We start from the raw sequence: 18,227 nt of genomic DNA on the forward strand, positions 1-18,227 counted from the left end.
GACCTCTTTCAGCATCTGGCGACTACAGAGACTGCTTGGACTTTGGTCAAACAGACCCTTCTTGCTGCAATGCAGGCGAACTGTATCCTCTACTATTAGTTTAGCCAGTCGCATTCGCTAATCAACAAACGCGTTAGTACCATCGCCTATTACTTGGAATGACTTTATCGCCACAAAGCATGAGATTTATTGCTTCATAAGCTCGTACATTAATTAAGTTTTTTCGTGAAGAAGAATCCTGCTTTTCGTAGATCGCTTTCTGCATGCGCAGAAGCTTTACTCTTTTCGCAAACGCATTGGCTAAACATGCTCATCCTAGACCATGGTTTTACCCTTTTACTTATTCTTAGTTTTTTTCCTTGAATTTTTGGAGGATATTGTTCGCTAGACCAAAGAATACGCCACTTCTGGCATTACATAGCCTTGCGTTCGGACTATCGCGAAGGCGTTTTTATAAAATTCACTGGGGCAATCTTTGTAGCAGTGTTTATGGCCTAATAAGGATTTTTTAACTCTGATTTGTATTGTCTCTCATCAAAGTGAGCGTCGCTATTATTCCTTTAGAAATGTAGGGTTTTAGGGTGTGCGGGATATTAAATAGAATGAAGAATAATGTATATATTAACTAATTTTTAATTGGGACCTAGCGTAATCAATATCAGTTGAAGAGTTTAGTTGTACATAGTGTAGGGGTTGTGTTTTACTATTTGGGTTGTAATTCAACTCGTTGAATAAAAATTTTAGATGTCACTAGTGTGTTTCAAGGAAAAAAGGAAGTGTATGAGCACTACGCTTATTGAAACAAAGGAGCTGCTTGATGAAGTTAGCCCTACAATGTGTGTAGCAAAATGGAAGCAAGTCACCTTACATTTACACAATGGACATACTCATAGTTGCCACCATCCCCAGGTTCACCCTATCCCACTCGAGTCTTTGTCAGATCGACATGACGCACTTCACAACACACCCCAAAAAATAAACGCCAGGTTGCAAATGCTTAACGGTGAGCGGCCATCTGAGTGCCAATATTGTTGGAATGTGGAGGATTTAAAGGGTTTTTCGGAAGGCAATCTTTTTTCAGATCGTGTAATAAAATCCTCAGATAGCTGGGCAAATCAATATATTCACAGTTTCTCTAAAGATAAGATTGTGGACAAAGTGGATCCAAGTTATGTGGAGGTGAGTTTTTCTAACCATTGCAATATGAAGTGTTCATATTGTTCTCCGGTATATTCTAGTCGCTGGGTTGAAGAAATAAAAACCCACGGCCCTTATCCAACGAGTGCAAACTTTGGGGATTTACAGTACTTTGAGGAAAGTGGTGAACTCCCTATTCACCATAGTAAATATAATCCATTTGTTGAGGCTTTCTGGCGTTGGTGGCCCACATTAATAGATGGCTTGAAAGTTTTAAGAGTCACGGGAGGAGAGCCTTTATTAAGTAAGGACTCTTTTGAAATTCTGAATCAACTCAAGGTAAATCCGCAACCTTTTCTTGAGTTGGGTATAAATACAAATGGTAGCATTCCATTTGAACTATTTGATAAGTTTGTGCAGAACGCAAAAAGCTTGCTGGAAGACAAAAAAATTAAGAGTTTGACTATTTACACAAGTGTTGATGGGTGGGAAGAAACCGCTGAATATAGTCGCTTTGGATTGGATTTCTCTCTCTGGCAAAAAAACATAGAGCATATTTTGCGGGAAATTCCATCAGCCACAGTGGTGGTTATGAGTACTACAAATGTATTTTCTGTTACTCGTTACAAACGCCTTTTGGAGTATATTTATACGCTTAAGAGTAGATATTTGAATGAAAATCGATGGATTCCCATCGCAATAGATATTGCTATTCTACGACACCCTCATCATTTGAATCTTTCCGTTCTTTCCCCTGAATACCACGACGCTTTTGATGCAAGTTTGGATTACATGCAGCAAAATTCAGTTGAGATGGGGTCGCAGGCAGGTTTTTACGATTTTGAAATAAACAAACTAAAGAGATTGATAGAGTTTATCAAGAGTTCGCCTCAAGGGAATGAAAATATTGATCTTGCCGATTCCCGTAAGGACTTTATCCGCTTTGTAGATGAGCATGATCGACGGCGCGGGACATCCTTTAGAAGGACTTTTCCAGAGCTAAATAGTTTTTATGATTTATGTTCTGAGATGATTGCAGGCGAATAGAGGTATTTTGTCGTCAGTAAGACGTATGTTGGACAGCTATAATAATAGTAATGAAAAATAATTTATTCACACAAAAAAATCCATGAGCGCTGAAAACTATAGCACTATAGATGTTAAATCTATTCGGTATATCAGCATGCCTAATAATATGGGCAGACGGGCATTGCTGAGATTATTGTTGATGCGGATACCGTTAAAACAAACTTGGATAAAGGGAGTTAGCTACCAAGCTAACTCTATCGAGCATCGGTGTACAACGGAAAGAGGTGTAAGGGAGTACGTTGAGGATTTAGGCGAAAGGGCAAGGGTGGGTATCGTTGGCTGTTGGATTGCCCATAATAATGCATTGAAAAGCATTAAAGATAAATCAGGGTTCACCCTTGTAATAGAGGATGATCTTATTTTTAGAAAAGATTTTATTGCGGCCATCCAAAATACTCTAAGAAATTATAGCGAGCACTTTGATATAGCGTTTGTTGATCCAAATGGTGATGGACCGCTTGCAAAAGATAAAATAAAAGAAGGTATTTACAACCCGAATTTTCAGTGTTACCCAGCTTACTGGGGTGCTCATTGTATGCTTGTCAGAAATAGCAGCGTAAATAATATTATTGAAATGATGAGCGATTGTAAGGTTGAGGATGTTGATGGGTTTTTTATATGTAATCCAAAAATTAAAACAATAGCCGTTTATACCCATAAGGCTCGAACGATATATTTTGGCTCAAATGTTCGAGGTGCAAAAGGTTTTGACCGAATCAAGGGGTATTTAAATTGGCTAAGTTTTTGGTTGGGTTTGCAAAGGATGAGGAATTAGAATGGCCGTCGTTGAAGTGGTGTTCACTAATGCACACAGTATTTCTGATCAAAACGGATTGGTAAACGATATCCCGCTATTTTTTAATATTTTTAACCTTTCTCCTGCTGAAAAGTGGTTGGATTTATTGAAAGAGACGTTGGATGCCAAGGTTGCGCTGGAAGAGCACCAGTTGAATAGTTCAAAAGTTTTGGGGCGATTTGTAGGTTTTCCTGGAGCTGAAAAATCAAAGAAGGAGCTGACAGATTTAATTAATAATTGTATTGACACTGTAAACACTTTTGCTAAGGATGCTATTCCAATAAACGCGAGCGAAAGTTGTACACAAGATGACCTAAATGAGCTTCATAAATATTTTGAACTTCACCGGGGGCCGAGATTAAACCCAGGCTGGATGTTTGTTAGTGGGCCCGAATCAGTGAAGAATGCGCTTGAGAATTTTAATCTGTACATTCACGAATATGAGGCGAGGCTGCGTTCCACTAGCGACGAAGGTGCTACGTCTTTCTCAAAACTCGATATTACATTTAAAGGACCGAAAAGGCGTTTACCGTTGCGCCCCGAAGACTTTAATTATTTTAGCCCCCATTCTGATTTTGGTGGTGTTTATTTGCATTATTGTGATGTTGGTAAGCAGGTGCTAGATGTATATTATGATCAAGATAGTGCTGTAGGTGTAGATAATATTCGGCCGTTGGAGTTCATTTCCGCCGATTTCGATATTTATTTTGGTATGTCGAATAAGCAGTGGTTTGGGATGGATTACAAAATTAAGCTGGAACATTGGTTAAAAGACCATGGTATGGATCCGCGCGATCCTAAATTAGGTATCGGATTTTTAAAAATTGGTCAAATGATTCCAGATGCAAGATTCAAACATCTAGATAGGTCTGAATTTTTGTCAATGTTTTCTGGTTATCTAAATGTCAAGTCGATACATGTTCACGGAACATTAGATTGGTATTGATTAAATTAGTAATGTTTAGGGTAGTATTTATCGATCTTTAATTTAGATTTTGGAAAGATGTTTTGGATAAACAGATAGAGCGAAAACAGAGTTGGGTTTTAAAATACAAGTGGGTAGTCCTAGGTGCTGTTCTTCTTATAGTGATTTTGTTCGGATATAGTTTTAGTGATATTGGAAATTTGCGTGTTGCTTCCGAGGATATCAGAACGGGGGTTGTGAAAAAGGGGGCTTTTACTGTACAGGTACTTGGTAACGGAACGGTCGTTCCGAACGATATAGATCTAGTAATACCGAGAACTGTGGGTGATGTGGTGGAGGTACATGTTAAATCAGGTGACTACGTTACTCCGGGGCAACTTTTATTTACCCTGACAAATGAGGAATTGAAGGTTGAACTTTCGGCGCAGTCCTTGGAGCTCGCTGAGAGTAATGCGACTTTAGCATCGAGAAGCTTTGAATTAGATGAGCAGCTTACTAAATTAGAATTCGAAGAAGTAAGGTTGGAGTCTGAGTTCCGTATAGTCGATGAAAAATATCAAGCTTTGAGAAAACTTATGAATTTGGATGTTCCGCCAATTTCTGCGCTGGATTATTCTCAAGCAAAAATACGAGCTGAACAATTTAGGAAACAATGGAAACTTGCTGTCCAACAAGTGGAAAATTTTAAACAAAAACGTGATGCCCAACTAGAACAGTATAGGGTAAACGTTACGGTCGCAGAAAAGCGATTAGAAAACATCCGGCAAAAAGTTGACTCCTTATCGCTCAAGGCAAAGAAAGAGGGTGTTATTCAAGAGGTTGAAATAAAGCCCGGTCAGCGTCTAAATCTTGGTCAGGTTTTGGGGAAGATTGTTAGTTCAAACGATATTTTTGTTCGCCTTAAAGTGCCTGCGATAAAAAGTGATAAATTAGAGGTCAATCAAAACGCAGTGATAGAATCCAATGGTCGAAAAATCCAGGGAAAGGTTATTCGCATAGATCCTAATGTTGTAGGGGCAAGTTTGAGTGTTGATATCGCATTAGAGCAAGAAGCGCCATTCTTAAAAACGAATATGTATGTAAGTGGCGAGATCAAGGTGTTTAACATCGAAGAAACGCTTTTTGTTGAGAAAATGTCTAGCCTAGTTGAAAACAGCTCAACAAAAATATATGTTTTTGGGGAATCAAAAAAGTTCGCATACTTGAAGGAAGTTCAGTTCGGCGAGATATCTAATCGGTATGTTCAAATAAAAGCGGGTTTGGAAGAAGGCCAAGAGATCATACTGACTGATCTAGATGATGCCCGCGGCGCTGAAAAAATAATTATAGAATAAAATGATTTAATATTGGGGTTGATGATGGCGACACCACTGATAGAGCTAGAAAACATACATAAAATATACCGAACAGAAGATGTCGAGACGCTGGCGGTGAATAATGTAAGTATGAAAGTTAATAGCGGTGAATATTTGCTTATAACGGGTCCTTCTGGTGGAGGAAAGTCAACCTTGCTGTCAATCATGGGGCTGCTAGAGGGGGCAAGTTCTGGTAGATATAGTTTAGCGGGTCAGGATATAACATCACATGGGCGTTCCAAGTTAGCTGAAATACGAAACCGAGAATTGGGGTTCGTATTTCAAGCCTTTAATCTAATAGATGACTATACAGTTTTCGATAACGTCGCATTACCCATTCGCTATCGAAAAGAATTTACCAAGAAAGAAATAAAAAAACGTGTAGAAAAGGCTCTGGAAGAAGTGGATATGCTGCATCGCATAAAGCATCATCCCTCGCAACTTTCAGGTGGACAACAGCAAAGAGTCGCGATCGCCCGGGCAATTATTGGGGCGCCTAAAATTATTTATGCTGATGAGCCTACTGGAAACTTAGACTCACGAAATGCTGCAACAATCATGACTTTATTGAAAGAGCAGCACAGCGCAGGAGTTACCGTTTGCGTTGTAAGCCATGACGACAGGCATCTGGTAGATGCTACCCAGCGATACGCCATGCTAGATGGTTCGCTGCAACACTCAAGCACGGTTGATAGTGTGGTGAGTCCTTTTAAAGAGAATCATGCAGTTATGGACTAGATATAGGTTGCTCTAAATACAGCCGTTGATGTTGCGAGTGTAGAATACGCGAAGACAGGAAAATAATAGATGATAAGTGCTTTTGATATTAAACACTCTTTAAATAGATTGGTGGCAGATAAAGAGTACTCACTCCTAATTATAATTACCTTAGCACTATGTTTGTCTGTTTCGTTATTTCTCTACGCACAAGTATATTCGATTGCTTATAAGCCCCTGCCATTTGTCAATTCAGAAAAATTTATACAAGTATCTCGGGTGGATGGTGCAAACGAACGTGTAAATGGTGGAATATCATATTTTGAATATCACTATATAAAGCGAAGACAGGCCGTACTAGAAAATTTTGGTGTATGGGAGGCTAGAAGCGTCACCCTGCATAATGAGAAATTTTCTACCATCATCAATGGCGTGGGTGTTGGTGAAGAGGTGTTTAGTTTAACTGGCATAGAGCCTCTACATGGCAGATTATTTACGCAAGACGACGTACAGTTTGGGGCTGAACCCGTTGCGGTAATTGGTTTTAATCTTTGGCAACGTTTTTTTGGTTCTGACGATAGGGTGCTCGGTACACTTGTAAATATCGACGGTGTAGCTACTCGTATCGTAGGTGTAATGCCAAAAGAGTACGAATTCCCGTTGAATCAGAACCTCTGGATTGCTTACGAGCCTCCAATAACCGAAGCCCCGCAAAATGCCGGTTGGCTGACGTTCGTAGGGAAGTTAAAGCCTGGAGTTTCGTTAGAGCAGGCAAGGGATGAATTTAACTCCCTTAGTCAGGAGCTTCAATCTGAATACCCATTGGTATACGGCGGTAAGTCACTAGCAACGCATCGTTATACCGAGGCCTACTCTAACGCTATGCGAGTTCCCACCGTAATTATGTCAATAGTTGCTTTTGCAATTTTAGCCATGGGATGTTTTAGCGTGAGTAACTTGCTGGTGGTAAGGGCTCTAGAAAGATCAAAAGACAGTATGATTAAATCCGCTTTTGGTGTACCGCTAAAAGCACTGGTAATGCCACCACTCTTGGAAACCTTTGTGTTGTGTGGAATTGCAGGGATGTTCGGCTTTATCATAAGCAAATACGCCATCACATACTTGGCTAGTGAAATAAACACAGGGCCATTCTGGTGGAAAACACAAGGCGAACCCGGAATGTTCTTGGCCGGTATAGTAGCGTTAATTTTAATTTGGTTTATTGCTGGCGTTTTTCCGGTTACTCACGCAGTGAAGTCACCATCTAATAGCGCAATTGCGGGTGGCTCAAAAGGGGGTAGTAGCAAAAGCTCAGGACCCTTGATGAAAATATTTACGTCATCGCAAATTCTATGTGCATTCGTATTAATGGTTTTTACCGGGCTTAGCTTCCAAGCGTTACACTATGTTTTAAACGCAGATTACGGAGTTGATACGGAAGGTTACATAGTCACTTCAGTAAAACTTCCTTCTGGTAGCTACAGCGAAGCTGAGCAACGTCTAGCTTACTACGAACAATTGTCTCAAAGGATAGAAGTAATCAGCGGAGTTGAACAAGTTGCTTACTCAGGAGGTTTGCCAGGTTATTTTGGTTACTCCAGTAGCTACCAGTCTGTAGATAAGAAGATTGTCGACAACGGTTCAAATCCAAAAGCTATAGAAATAATTGTAAGTGACAACTATTTATCTCAGCTCGGTGTAAAGTTACTTAATGGGCGTATGTTTAACGACAACGATACTAGTGCTTCATCGAATGTAGCCATAATCAATAAAAATATGGCTGATAAGCTTTGGCCCGGTGATAGTGATGTTGCAGGGAAGCAGTTTCAATTGAATCCTGAACAAAACGGCCCGCTCATTACTGTAGTAGGTGTAGCGCCAGAGCTTGTTTATGGTTCACCGATAGTATTTGATCCGTCTAAATTTTCCGTAATATATAGGCCTATGACCCAAGTATTGCATGGCTGGTGGGAAATGAAAGTGGTGATTAAATCCGATTTAAATGCAAAAAAAATCAGTCAACCACTAAGGCTGGCTGCTTCAAAGGTGGATAATAGTGTAGCTTTGTCTGAAATTAACAGCCTTGATAAACACCTTGCAAAAAATGGAAAAAATCTAAAGGACATGCTCTATAATTTTCTACCGGCGGCATTTCTTGCGCTAATAATGTCGGCGCTTGGCATTTACGGAGTCACCAAGCGAACCATTATGCAAAAATCACTTGAAATTGGCGTGATGAAGTCTGTTGGCGTTGGTGACGCTAGGGTAACGAGAAAATTTATTTTTGAAAATATAAAGCGTTTTGCATTTGGCGTGGTGCCAGGTGTTATTTTGATGACACTAATGCTGCCTGCGATTACTCAGAATCTGGTTGCTACGAATTCAAGTCTGTTTTGGCTGCTCGTAGGGTGGGTTTTAACCGCTATCAGTATTGTTGTTGTTGTGGCGAGCTACATTCCATTAATTAGGCTGCATCGTTTGAGCCCCCAAGATGTGTTGCAATTTAACGCACAAGTGAACAGTTTAAATACTTAGTATTATAAAAATCAAAAGTATGTAAAAGATATATTTGCAAACAGGGGACGTTGCTGGTGTGGACGTAAGTATAGAAGAAAAAATAGCTAGCTTTCCAGTAAGTGATTTGGCTTTCGATAGCCTGACGCATGATTTTAGTGGGTTTGGAAAGAAGGGCACTTATGATGAGTTTGATTTGGAAACTATCTCCTGTGAGCAAGGTGGACTAATCTTTCTTATCACTTTATACAATGAAACAGGAGACGCACTTGCAGCCACACTAGCCGCATTAACAGATAGTATCGCGTATCTCTATGCGAAAAATGGTGAGGAGTATTCAGAAAATATTACCATTTGCATTATTGTAGATGGTGTTGAGGAAATGTCCGGTAGCGCTCAAATATTTTTTGAATCGCAAGGAATAGAATTCCCACTGCCAATGCTAAATAAAGACGATATTTATTTCTATAACGCTCATAAGGAGTTGCATCGGCTAAATGCGGTTGACGAGATACCGGCAGCGAGTGCATGGTTGGATCTTTACAAATTTAGTGTTAAATGCAGTGGCGGGGTTTGTCAGGACAAATTGCAAACTCGATGTAGCGATATATCTGTTCAATTTTTAGTGTGTATTAAAAGTAAAAATGCAGGAAAACTTGATTCTCATAAATTATATTATCAAAAAATATGTGACTATATAGTTCCGAGTTATTGTTTTCAGATTGATGCTGGTACATGCCCTGTAAAAGAGGCTGTGTACAATGTTTGGTACGCGTTTCAGTGTCAGGAGAACATGGGAGCGGCTTCCACGAGCCTGTATACGCATCCGCCTAAAAACTATTTTAATTTATTATCGATCTGGCAGTTCAATGACTTTGCAAAAAAATCCCTTGCAGGGATTTGGGGGGAATCAGCTAGTGGTTATATCAGTGTTGTGCCGGGTCAATTTAGCGCAATTCGTTGGGCTGCACTTGCAAGCGACCCGAAATTACCACCTCAGATCGGTCCGCAACCCCTAGATGTATATTTAAAAGGCTTGGAGCCTTTAGATCCTTTCGAGTCTGCAATTTACCAAACGGAAGACCGAATACTCTGCAAAGAAATAGTAAGCCGGCCCAAATTCGGCTGGAAAATTCGGCATGTTGAATCTGCTATCGCTGTTACGGATTCCTGTAGTAGCTGGAGCGAACTGCTTAAACAGCGGAAACGTTGGAATAGTGGAGCACTATTTTCAAAAATAAGTTTCGCATCTGGTTTAAAACGTTACGTTAAAGGTGAGAATAGCATTTCCCAAAAGCTAGACAGAACTATGTCTTCTGCTTTGCATACATTTTGGGGGGTTTTTGAATGGTTGCTGTTAGGGATATTCTTGTATTCTATTGTTGCACTTACAGGTCTTGCTTTTAACAGCGGTGCTATAGGTCATTACTCAAATATTGCTACGCTATCCACCATCGCTTTAGTTGTTACCCCTTTGGTGGTTCAAATAGTGGTTTTTGCGAATGATATTAAAAGTGATTTATCCCAAAAAATTGTCTACTTTTCTGTAATTGTTCAGGTGTTGGTCACCTTCGTCATTGGGATGGCTGCTGTTTGGATGAATCCTGGTTTATTACGTCTTATTCTAATTGTTATGGCAATATTTGTTGGTACTATCGTTCTTAGTTGTATTAAGAATAGGCAGTCATCTAATGTCGTAATTCCATTTGCCAAATCCAGTATTCAATATTCGTTAATTAATCCGGCGGTTTCGTTGACTCTTTGGGCATATGCCGTAACAAATATACATGATAATAGTTGGGGAACGAAAGGGCTTGATTCTCCGGATTATAAGAGCAGTACGAAAAGTCAGTATAGAAAGTTTAGAAGGTATTATGTGCTTATTTGGTTAGGTACAAATATAGCTATTGCTGCAGCTTTATATGGAATATTTTTCAACAATCATTTGTTGGGTATTACTGTGTTATTGACGCTGTCGATTATAGAAAATGTCATCGCAATGTTGGCTATTAGCACTCGGCATATTAGAAATATTTACCAAAAGATATAGTTGATTAGTGTGTAGTAGTTTACTTTTTCAGCATTAGCCTAAAGATAAAGGTATAGAGAGTTTTGGATAGCGTATCAATTTCCGAAGTGTCAAAAAAGTACATCTACAAGGGTAAAGCGCATCTTGTGGTTGATGAGATCAGCTTTGATATTCGTCCTGGCGAGATTTTTGGTTTGCTCGGTGTTAATGGTGCTGGTAAAACAACAACAATAAAAATGATTTCCGGACTGACAATCCCTGATTCAGGTACGGTGCGAATATTTGGGTTAGACCCGAGTAATAGCAAAACACAGAAATTAATCGGTACAATTCTTGAGGGTAATAGAAATTTGTACTGGCAGCTTACAGCATTAGAAAATTTGGTGTACTTCGGTGTTTTGAAAGGGATGAGTATTGCGGCGGCTAGAAAAAAAGGTGCGGCACTTATGGAGGAATTTCAGTTTGATCAATATAAGGATTTATTGGTGCAGAATATGTCTCGCGGAATGCAACAAAAGTTAGCTATTAAGGTTGCGTTGATGCATGAACCAAAAGTTTTGATTTTAGACGAACCCACGCTAGGCCTAGATGTTCCTACGAAAGACTTTTTTTCTAGGTTTATCAGTGATATCGCGAAAAACATGGGCATTTCAATACTGTTGACATCACACGACTTGGAGTTTGTCGGACGTACCTCGAACTCATTTGGTGTGATCCAGAATGGAAAGCTCGTTAAGTACGGAAAAATGCAAGAATTAAATGCTTGGATAGATGATTCAGGATATAGGGTGATTCTTGCAGATGAGTTGGGAGGAGATGAGGCAAAGCAACTGGAAAAATTTGGTGGGAAGGTTATACAGGAAAATCATGCTAACTTTTTAGTATCTAAAGAACATTTGTACCAATTCTTAGATGCCGTTAAGCCAGCTAATATAATCAATATTAAATCGCTCGCTAATGATCTAGAAGAGCTCCTTCTTAACACGAGGTTGGAGAAGTAAAGTGGATCTCATATTTATTGAATTTTATAGATCATTTTTCATGGCTATAAGGTATCCGACCAATTTTGTTATCCAGGTTGTCATGTCGGTATCGTTGTTTTACTTGTTGTTAATGGGTGGTGGGATGTTTCACTCGGAAGTGATCGAAGTAAAGCGGGTAGAGTTAATGTTAGTTAATTATTTTTTTTGGACAATCGCACTTCCTACCATTTCTTCTATTCCCCAGTCGATAGAAGAGGACGCAAAAGCTGGTACATTTGAGCAGGTTTTGCAGTCGGTTTATTCAACAGCATTTTTATTTTATATCCGTGGGCTCGCTCATTGTTTGCTTCAAATAGTGATTTCATTGTGTATTCTTAGCGTGCTCATCATTGTTACTGGTGTTGTACCACAAATTACCTGGCAAGTGTGTATTTCGATATTTTCTGTGATACTAACGGCTCTTGGTATGAGCCTACTTATTGGCGGTTTAGGTGTGAGAGTAAAGCGCACTGGAATGGTCATTGCCGCATTACAACTGCCTCTTCTTTACTTACTTATATTTCCCTTCGAGCAGCAGTTTACTAATTCAGGCGTTGAATGGTGGTTATTTTTACCTTTTGTAGCAGATTCTATACAGGCTAGGCATTTGGTGATGTCTGGCGAGCTCAATATCAAATACTATTTTTACTCTTATTCTATGCTTCTAGTATGGACAATTGTTGGGGCTGGTGGGTTTGTCGGTATGTTGCGTTATACCAAAAAAAGGGCAAAAACCAATGGCTATTAAATCAAAATTAAGGCATTGGGTGGTGTATTGGTGTAGGAAGCGTTACCCCGTGGGCCGATACTTGTAGATATTTATTGAAAAAAAGTGCTACGCCAGATATTCCTGGTTCTATGGGAACTGTTGTGATTAGACGTTAGGAGAATTGACATGTCTGAACTAAGTGACTTGTACTATGTGGTAGTAAATCATGAAGAGCAATACTCAATATGGAATTCTAAAAAGGAAATTCCTGGTGGTTGGGTAAGTGTTGGTGAGCCAATGAGTAAAGACGCATGTTTAAGTTATATCGAAACTCATTGGACTGATATGAGGCCTCTTAGCTTAAGGAATAGTTAGGTTCGGTATTTAAAATGTATTTAAATGATTCGCATGAATTCATTCCAAGCGTCTTAGAAAGGCATGCCGTTAGATATGATGATGTGCCAATGTTACATTTCTTGGATGACTGGGGCGGCGTATGTAGTTCGCTCTCATACAGTCGAATGCATCATGAGGCGAGAAGGCTTGCCTTAGAATACGAAAAAAGAAATCTTAGGCAAAAAGCTGTGGTAATTATAGGCGAAACCACTGGCGACTTCGTTGTTGCATTTTTAGCATGCCTTTATAGTGGGGCTATTGCAGTGCCTGCGGCGCCGCCTCGAAGAATCAATAGTGAATCTTTTCGAAGGCTGCAATGTATTTTAGATAGCGTATCGGCAGAGTTGGTGATCGTTGGCGAGCAGCACAAAACGTTGGTTTCAGAAGTAAGAAATTACACTAAAGCTAATGAATTTGATATTCGTACTGTAAAGCAATTATTGAATGGTTCTACTGGTGGCTTTGCAAATCGAACGTGCTTAAAAGATGCAGCCTTTATTCAGTTTTCGTCAGGAACTACAGGTGACCCAAAAGGGGTCGTGATAAGTCATGGCGCACTTTTAAGTAACTTGGAGATCATCCAAAAAACTTTTCGTTTATCTTCAGATTCGAAATTGGTTGGCTGGTTGCCCATGTTTCACGATATGGGGCTTGTGGGTAATTTGTTGTCGATGCTTTATGTTGGCGGTGTCAGTTACATGATGTCGCCAAATATCTTTATGCAAAAGCCCTTGCTTTGGCTGCAGAGTATCACCCAATATAAGGCAAACACTAGCGGCGGGCCAAACTTTGCGTATGATTTATGTGTTGAAAAAATAACAGACAACGAGCAAGAGCAATTAGACCTTGAGAGCTGGAAGACCGCCTTTAATGGTGCCGAAGTCGTAAGGCCGTCGACGATTCAGTCTTTTAGCGATAAGTTTTTTAAGAATGGTTTTGATAAAAAGTCTTTTCTTCCCTGTTACGGTATGGCGGAAGCGACATTGCTGGTCAGCGGATCACATTTAGATAGCATTGATATATCAAGTGCAGTCCAGCAATGCCCAAACACTCAATTCAAAATACACTCTTCTGGGCCTGTATGTGATGGGTGGATCGTTAAGGTTGTGGATCCGGATCATGATATCCCGTTGAAAGACGGTGATATTGGCGAGATCTGGATTTCTGGAGAATCTTTGTTTTCCGATTACTGGGGAATTAGCGACAAGAGTCACTTAAGAGAATTGGCTTCTGAAAAAGGAAAACTATTTTACCGGACTGGAGATTATGGAAAAATAGAAAATAAACAATTGTTTATTACCGGCAGAAAGAAGGAGATGATTATCATACGCGGCAGAAATATTTTTCCGCATGATATTGAAGGTGCTGTGTGCGAGTTACATTCAGCGTTCGTAAAAAATGGAGCAGCAGCAGTTTCTGTTGGTAATCAATGCGAAAATCTAGTTATCGTTCAAGAGTTGGAGCGTTTCGAAATTAAACGGTTGGATTTTCGCGATCTGGAGAATCGAATTTACTCTTTCGTGTCAAGTTATTTTTCAATTGCGCCCGCATTCATTGGCCTAGTTGTTAAAGGGAAGTTGCCCCGCACTACAAGTGGGAAAATAAAACGGATTCAGTTGGCTAAATTATTAGAGGATGGTAGTTTTTCAGTATTAAATAAATATTCTCGTAGGGACTTAAAGCTAAAAGCGGAGCTTGGCAACGCGATTGTAGTACCGAGGGATAGAAAATCCCTTGCTAAATATATTATCGATAAGATGCATCAAGAGCTCAAGCTGCCAGGAGGTACTTTGTCTGTTGATACGCCGCTTTTTCAAGTGGGAATTGATTCTTCAGCCGCTGCGGGCCTAACAGCGTCTTTCGGTAAGGAGCTTGGCGTTTCTCTGGAGCCTACCTTGCTTCTGGAAGTTGAAACAATTGAGGATCTTGTTATCAGATTGATGGGTGACACGGATATTAAGATAGGTGTATAGGATGTCTAACGATTTTTTATTGCCGGCAAACATCAAATTTAAGACGTTTTCACTTGGATTTAGGAACGACCCCTTTAACACCTATAAAACTCTGCTATCTGACGCACCCATTTTTTATGTAAAAGGCTTGCATGGTAAAGAGTGGGTTGTGGCCAAGTATGAATATGTGTCTTCTGCCCTTAAAGATCGTTCTCTGGTAAAGCCTGATGTGGTAAATGAAATTGCTGGTCGGGAAAAAAACAATAAAAACGAAAAAAAATATTTATATCTTAAATCCATGATGAGTAATTGGCTCTTTTTTATGGAGGCTGATCGTCACGAAAAAATTAGAAAAATAATGGCTGCATGGTTTACGCCTTCAAAGGTGAGCGAAATAAACAAAATATTACTTAAATCTATAGAGGATAATCTTTCTACATTAAAAGCTGAGCACTCATTCGACGTATTGGGCGACTTATCCACCAAGGTGACCCTTACCACAATATCTCACCTGCTTGATTGTGCTCGGATGGACAATCGGGAAACAGAAAAGTATGCATTGGAGTTATTCAAGATAGTAAACCCTCCGGTACCGGTCAATGAGTATGATTCGTTAGAACAAGCCGCTCGATATTTTGCGATCAGCCTCCGTGAAGACTTGGATCGTGAACATAGCAAACAAGGATTCGTGCAATACCTTCTTAAAAAGAAAAGCTGTGCTGATATAACGGAAGACGAAATCATTGGCGCTCTATCGCTGGTGATGTGTGTTGGGCTAGATACAACCAAACATTTGATCGGTAATTCTCTGCAAGCTCTCTATTCAGATGGTAAGCAACTGCAAGCAATTAGGCGCGATACAAGTTTGTTAAATCAATCTATTTTGGAGTGTGGTCGATACAATGCTCCAGTTTCAATGTTGCCCAGAGTTGCTATAGAAGATACCTATATTGGCGATGCAAAGATTGCAGCGGGGGAGAGGGTATATTTTTTAGTAAGTGCCGCGTGCAGGGATGGCGAGCGCTTTAGTGAACCCGACTCCTTGAATATCCATCGAAGTAAGAGGTCCACACTTATTTTTGGCGCTGGACACCATTTCTGTTTAGGGGCGCATTTGTCTTTGGTCATTGCAGAGCAAGTCATAAAACGGCTTATCACTAGCCCTGACTTGGCTATACACTTCAAGGATTTCAGTTGGGTTAGCTCACCAGGTATACGTGGTTTAGAGCGCGTACAGGCTTCTTGGGTTTCGTAATGTCCGATATAGCTGTGGTTGGATTGTCCTGTAAACTTCCCGGAGTATCCTCCGTAGAAGATTTTCATCGCCTCCTGTTTGATCCTCGTAGCAGAGCTTTGAATAGCTGTTCTGATCAAGATTGGTATAAGGGTTTCGATAATAAGTTTTTCTTTATTACTGACGAAGAGTCCGCAGCGATGGACCCTCAACAAAAGCTCTTTCTCGCCATGGCTTATTGGGCGCTGGAAGATTCCCTTATTTGTAGCAGTGAGTTCCCTGAAAAAACTGGTGTTTATGTGGGAAGTTCTTCCTTTGAATTTGCGATGAATAAAAGGAAATCTGATTCTTGCAAATTTCGTTTGCCAGGCTTAGGCAACAATTTTATAGCTAATAGAGTCTCAAACTTTTTCAATTTTACTGGCCCTAGTATGGTTGTTGACGCGAGTTGTGCTTCATCAATGCTGGCTGTAAAGCATGCTTGCTCCGCATTGATCGCCAAAGAAATATCCCTTGCGATTACTGGTGGGGTCCATATTCATGCTTCTGATTACGTCGATGGTTTGTACCAAAATAGTGGTTTGATTAGCAAAAAAGGACAGTGTAGGCCGTTGTCTAATTCTGCGGATGGTTTTATTCGTGGCGAAGGTGGGGGTTCTCTTGTGTTGAAGAGACTCGATGAAGCGCTAGAGAGTGGCAATAAAATATATGCAGTGATAAAAGGATGTTATACAAATCATAATGGCACATCATTAAATATTACGAGTCCAAATCTAAAAGCTCAATTGTCTCTGTATGAGGACGCTTATGGCAAATCAGGCGTTTCCCCTAGCGACATTGATTTTATTGAAACCAGTGCGTCTGGTAACTCGCTCGGAGATAAAATCGAATACAGCGGGTTAAAACAATATTTCTGTGAAAATCGTAATACCCATTTATATTTGGGTGTTTTGAAGAACTTAATAGGTAATCTTGAATCTGCGTCCGGCACGATTGCTCTTATTAAGGCGGTCTTGCTGCTGCATGATAAAAAAATACCTTCTCAAAAGATCGACGACCCTCTGGACCCAGTATTTCCTCTTATAGAAAAGTCATACAGTACGTTGCAGCTGGCTTGCGAAAAAGGTCAATGCTTTGCTGCTGTCAATAATTTTGGTTTGGGTGGCTCTAACGTTCATACGATACTCAGCAGTCATACAACAAAACATAGCGATCCTAATGCCGTTGAATCAGACGAGCAGGTCTTTCTGCTATCAGCACATACTAAAGATGCCTTGAAGAACCGTGTAATAGACTATGTCAGAGCTTTAGAAGTCGGAGAGAACAATGCGATTCCGCTTGTTCAATTAGCCTCTAAAGCGCAGCGTTATCTGGCGGTTCGCATTTCTGTCGTTTATTCAGATAGAGTCAGCTTAATAGATCAGTTAAAAAAATATATCGATGGTTCCAGCTCGAATGAAATATATTCTGGGTGTTCACAGCATGAACCTGAGCTGTTCGTCAACGTCAGAAATGTTTTGTCATTTGTTAAGGGAAATGAGCCTGAGCTTCGAAGGTTCGTATCTCGTTCCATGAATGGTTTTGCTGAAGAGCGCGCCGACTTACAAGACGATATGAATGATCAATACAAAAAAAATATGTTTTTATCGTTTTTTAAATCGCTTATGAGTAACCGACATTTTAATCGACAGTTTCCTGATTTTGACGAAGTAATCAGAAATAGCAGTATGTCACCAGATGTTGATGATGAGACATATAGTTTTCAGCGTGCTGACAGTATTTTCGAGGTAGAATCTGCCGAAGGCCAGCGAGAGATAATTGGTGCTTTTCAATGTCAGTCGATTCATCACGTTAGAGCAAAGATGTTCGCGCTTGGCTTTAATGTTTGCACATCTACCCCGTATTGCGCTAAAGATGTTCGAGTCTGGCCGCCACTGTACCCCTTGTTTAACAAACCTTCTTGAGATAAAAAAATGGAAAAACGCGCATTTGTTAGTGAGTTGATACTGGAGCGGCTGCAGGGCTATCTTGAAAATCCTCAAATCACGGAAAATGATAAATTTTTTGAAATAGGTGCTGATTCAGTGATCATCGTAAGGCTTCGGCAAGAAATAGAGGATCGGTGCGAGGTGGACGTATTTATCGAAGATTTTGTAAATGGTAATTTAATCTCAATCGAAGATTTGGTTAGCAAAGTGGTAAGCGAAATGATCCTGGATAAGCCTTTACCTGAAGAGAGTTCGAGTGTTTTTGCCGATAACGATTCAATAAGTATATAAATATTCGTCTTGAAGGTGAGCGTTATTGCAAGTTTTAGCGTGGCATCTTAAAAACTATAAGTGACACTGTAGA

At 40.0% G+C, this 18,227-nt stretch carries 14 protein-coding genes; all 14 read left to right on the forward strand.

Annotated elements, in window-relative coordinates; translation table 11 throughout:
* Nucleotides 1–780: 780 nt before the first annotated feature.
* The 14 genes from TERTU_RS10070 to TERTU_RS10130 all read left to right on the forward strand — a co-directional run bounded on the left by TERTU_RS10070 (nt 781) and on the right by TERTU_RS10130 (nt 18,154).
* Nucleotides 781–2,184, forward strand: coding sequence for a twitch domain-containing radical SAM protein (locus TERTU_RS10070; protein WP_015820600.1), 1,404 nt, complete (start codon nt 781–783; stop codon nt 2,182–2,184).
* 82 nt (nt 2,185–2,266) lie between these two features.
* The gene (locus TERTU_RS10075) at nt 2,267–3,001 is read left to right on the forward strand and encodes a hypothetical protein (protein WP_015820151.1); all 735 of its coding nucleotides are present in this window, start codon (nt 2,267–2,269) and stop codon (nt 2,999–3,001) included.
* A gap of 1 nt (nt 3,002) precedes the next feature.
* On the forward strand, nt 3,003–3,968 hold the full coding sequence (locus TERTU_RS10080; protein WP_015819202.1) for a hypothetical protein: 966 nt from the start codon (nt 3,003–3,005) through the stop codon (nt 3,966–3,968).
* A 62-nt stretch (nt 3,969–4,030) separates the two neighbouring features.
* On the forward strand, nt 4,031–5,281 hold the full coding sequence (locus TERTU_RS10085) for an efflux RND transporter periplasmic adaptor subunit (protein WP_015819663.1): 1,251 nt from the start codon (nt 4,031–4,033) through the stop codon (nt 5,279–5,281).
* Between the two features lie 24 nt (nt 5,282–5,305).
* The gene (locus TERTU_RS10090) at nt 5,306–6,040 is read left to right on the forward strand and encodes an ABC transporter ATP-binding protein (protein ID WP_015817355.1); all 735 of its coding nucleotides are present in this window, start codon (nt 5,306–5,308) and stop codon (nt 6,038–6,040) included.
* A 69-nt stretch (nt 6,041–6,109) separates the two neighbouring features.
* The gene (locus tag TERTU_RS10095; protein WP_015818254.1) at nt 6,110–8,554 is read left to right on the forward strand and encodes an ABC transporter permease; all 2,445 of its coding nucleotides are present in this window, start codon (nt 6,110–6,112) and stop codon (nt 8,552–8,554) included.
* Between the two features lie 58 nt (nt 8,555–8,612).
* Nucleotides 8,613–10,583: a glycosyltransferase family 2 protein gene (locus TERTU_RS10100; RefSeq protein ID WP_015820607.1), complete on the forward strand. Its 1,971-nt coding sequence runs from the start codon at nt 8,613–8,615 to the stop codon at nt 10,581–10,583.
* A gap of 62 nt (nt 10,584–10,645) precedes the next feature.
* Complete coding sequence (locus TERTU_RS10105; protein ID WP_012779320.1) at nt 10,646–11,563, forward strand: ABC transporter ATP-binding protein; 918 nt, start codon at nt 10,646–10,648, stop codon at nt 11,561–11,563.
* A 1-nt stretch (nt 11,564) separates the two neighbouring features.
* Entirely contained in the window at nt 11,565–12,332 is a 768-nt protein-coding gene (locus tag TERTU_RS10110; protein WP_015819009.1) for a hypothetical protein, read from the forward strand.
* Between the two features lie 147 nt (nt 12,333–12,479).
* Nucleotides 12,480–12,668 (forward strand): MbtH family protein, encoded by a 189-nt coding sequence (locus tag TERTU_RS21345; protein WP_015819596.1) that lies wholly within the window; start codon nt 12,480–12,482, stop codon nt 12,666–12,668.
* 14 nt (nt 12,669–12,682) lie between these two features.
* Nucleotides 12,683–14,662 (forward strand): AMP-binding protein, encoded by a 1,980-nt coding sequence (locus TERTU_RS10115; RefSeq protein WP_015818632.1) that lies wholly within the window; start codon nt 12,683–12,685, stop codon nt 14,660–14,662.
* Nucleotide 14,663: 1 nt separating this feature from the next.
* On the forward strand, nt 14,664–15,896 hold the full coding sequence (locus TERTU_RS10120) for a cytochrome P450 (protein ID WP_015819199.1): 1,233 nt from the start codon (nt 14,664–14,666) through the stop codon (nt 15,894–15,896).
* Nucleotides 15,896–17,839 (forward strand): polyketide synthase, encoded by a 1,944-nt coding sequence (locus TERTU_RS10125; RefSeq protein ID WP_015819680.1) that lies wholly within the window; start codon nt 15,896–15,898, stop codon nt 17,837–17,839. The genes TERTU_RS10120 and TERTU_RS10125 overlap by 1 nt, the downstream gene beginning before the upstream one ends.
* Nucleotides 17,840–17,848: 9 nt before the next feature.
* Nucleotides 17,849–18,154 (forward strand): acyl carrier protein, encoded by a 306-nt coding sequence (locus TERTU_RS10130; RefSeq protein WP_015820247.1) that lies wholly within the window; start codon nt 17,849–17,851, stop codon nt 18,152–18,154.
* Nucleotides 18,155–18,227 lie beyond the last annotated feature (73 nt).

Source organism: Teredinibacter turnerae T7901 (assembly GCF_000023025.1).
GTDB classification, from domain to species: domain Bacteria; phylum Pseudomonadota; class Gammaproteobacteria; order Pseudomonadales; family Cellvibrionaceae; genus Teredinibacter; species Teredinibacter turnerae_B.

What these genes read in the sequence shown, in the direction of transcription:
- TERTU_RS10070 (WP_015820600.1), top strand. Translation starts at nt 781, where the DNA reads ATGAGCACTACGCTTATTGAAACAAAGGAGCTGCTTGATGAAGTTAGC.
- TERTU_RS10075 (WP_015820151.1), top strand. Translation starts at nt 2,267, where the DNA reads ATGAGCGCTGAAAACTATAGCACTATAGATGTTAAATCTATTCGGTAT.
- TERTU_RS10080 (WP_015819202.1), top strand. Translation starts at nt 3,003, where the DNA reads ATGGCCGTCGTTGAAGTGGTGTTCACTAATGCACACAGTATTTCTGAT.
- TERTU_RS10090 (WP_015817355.1), top strand. Translation starts at nt 5,306, where the DNA reads ATGGCGACACCACTGATAGAGCTAGAAAACATACATAAAATATACCGA.
- TERTU_RS10095 (WP_015818254.1), top strand. Translation starts at nt 6,110, where the DNA reads ATGATAAGTGCTTTTGATATTAAACACTCTTTAAATAGATTGGTGGCA.
- TERTU_RS21345 (WP_015819596.1), top strand. Translation starts at nt 12,480, where the DNA reads ATGTCTGAACTAAGTGACTTGTACTATGTGGTAGTAAATCATGAAGAG.
- TERTU_RS10115 (WP_015818632.1), top strand. Translation starts at nt 12,683, where the DNA reads ATGTATTTAAATGATTCGCATGAATTCATTCCAAGCGTCTTAGAAAGG.
- TERTU_RS10120 (WP_015819199.1), top strand. Translation starts at nt 14,664, where the DNA reads ATGTCTAACGATTTTTTATTGCCGGCAAACATCAAATTTAAGACGTTT.
- TERTU_RS10125 (WP_015819680.1), top strand. Translation starts at nt 15,896, where the DNA reads ATGTCCGATATAGCTGTGGTTGGATTGTCCTGTAAACTTCCCGGAGTA.
- TERTU_RS10130 (WP_015820247.1), top strand. Translation starts at nt 17,849, where the DNA reads ATGGAAAAACGCGCATTTGTTAGTGAGTTGATACTGGAGCGGCTGCAG.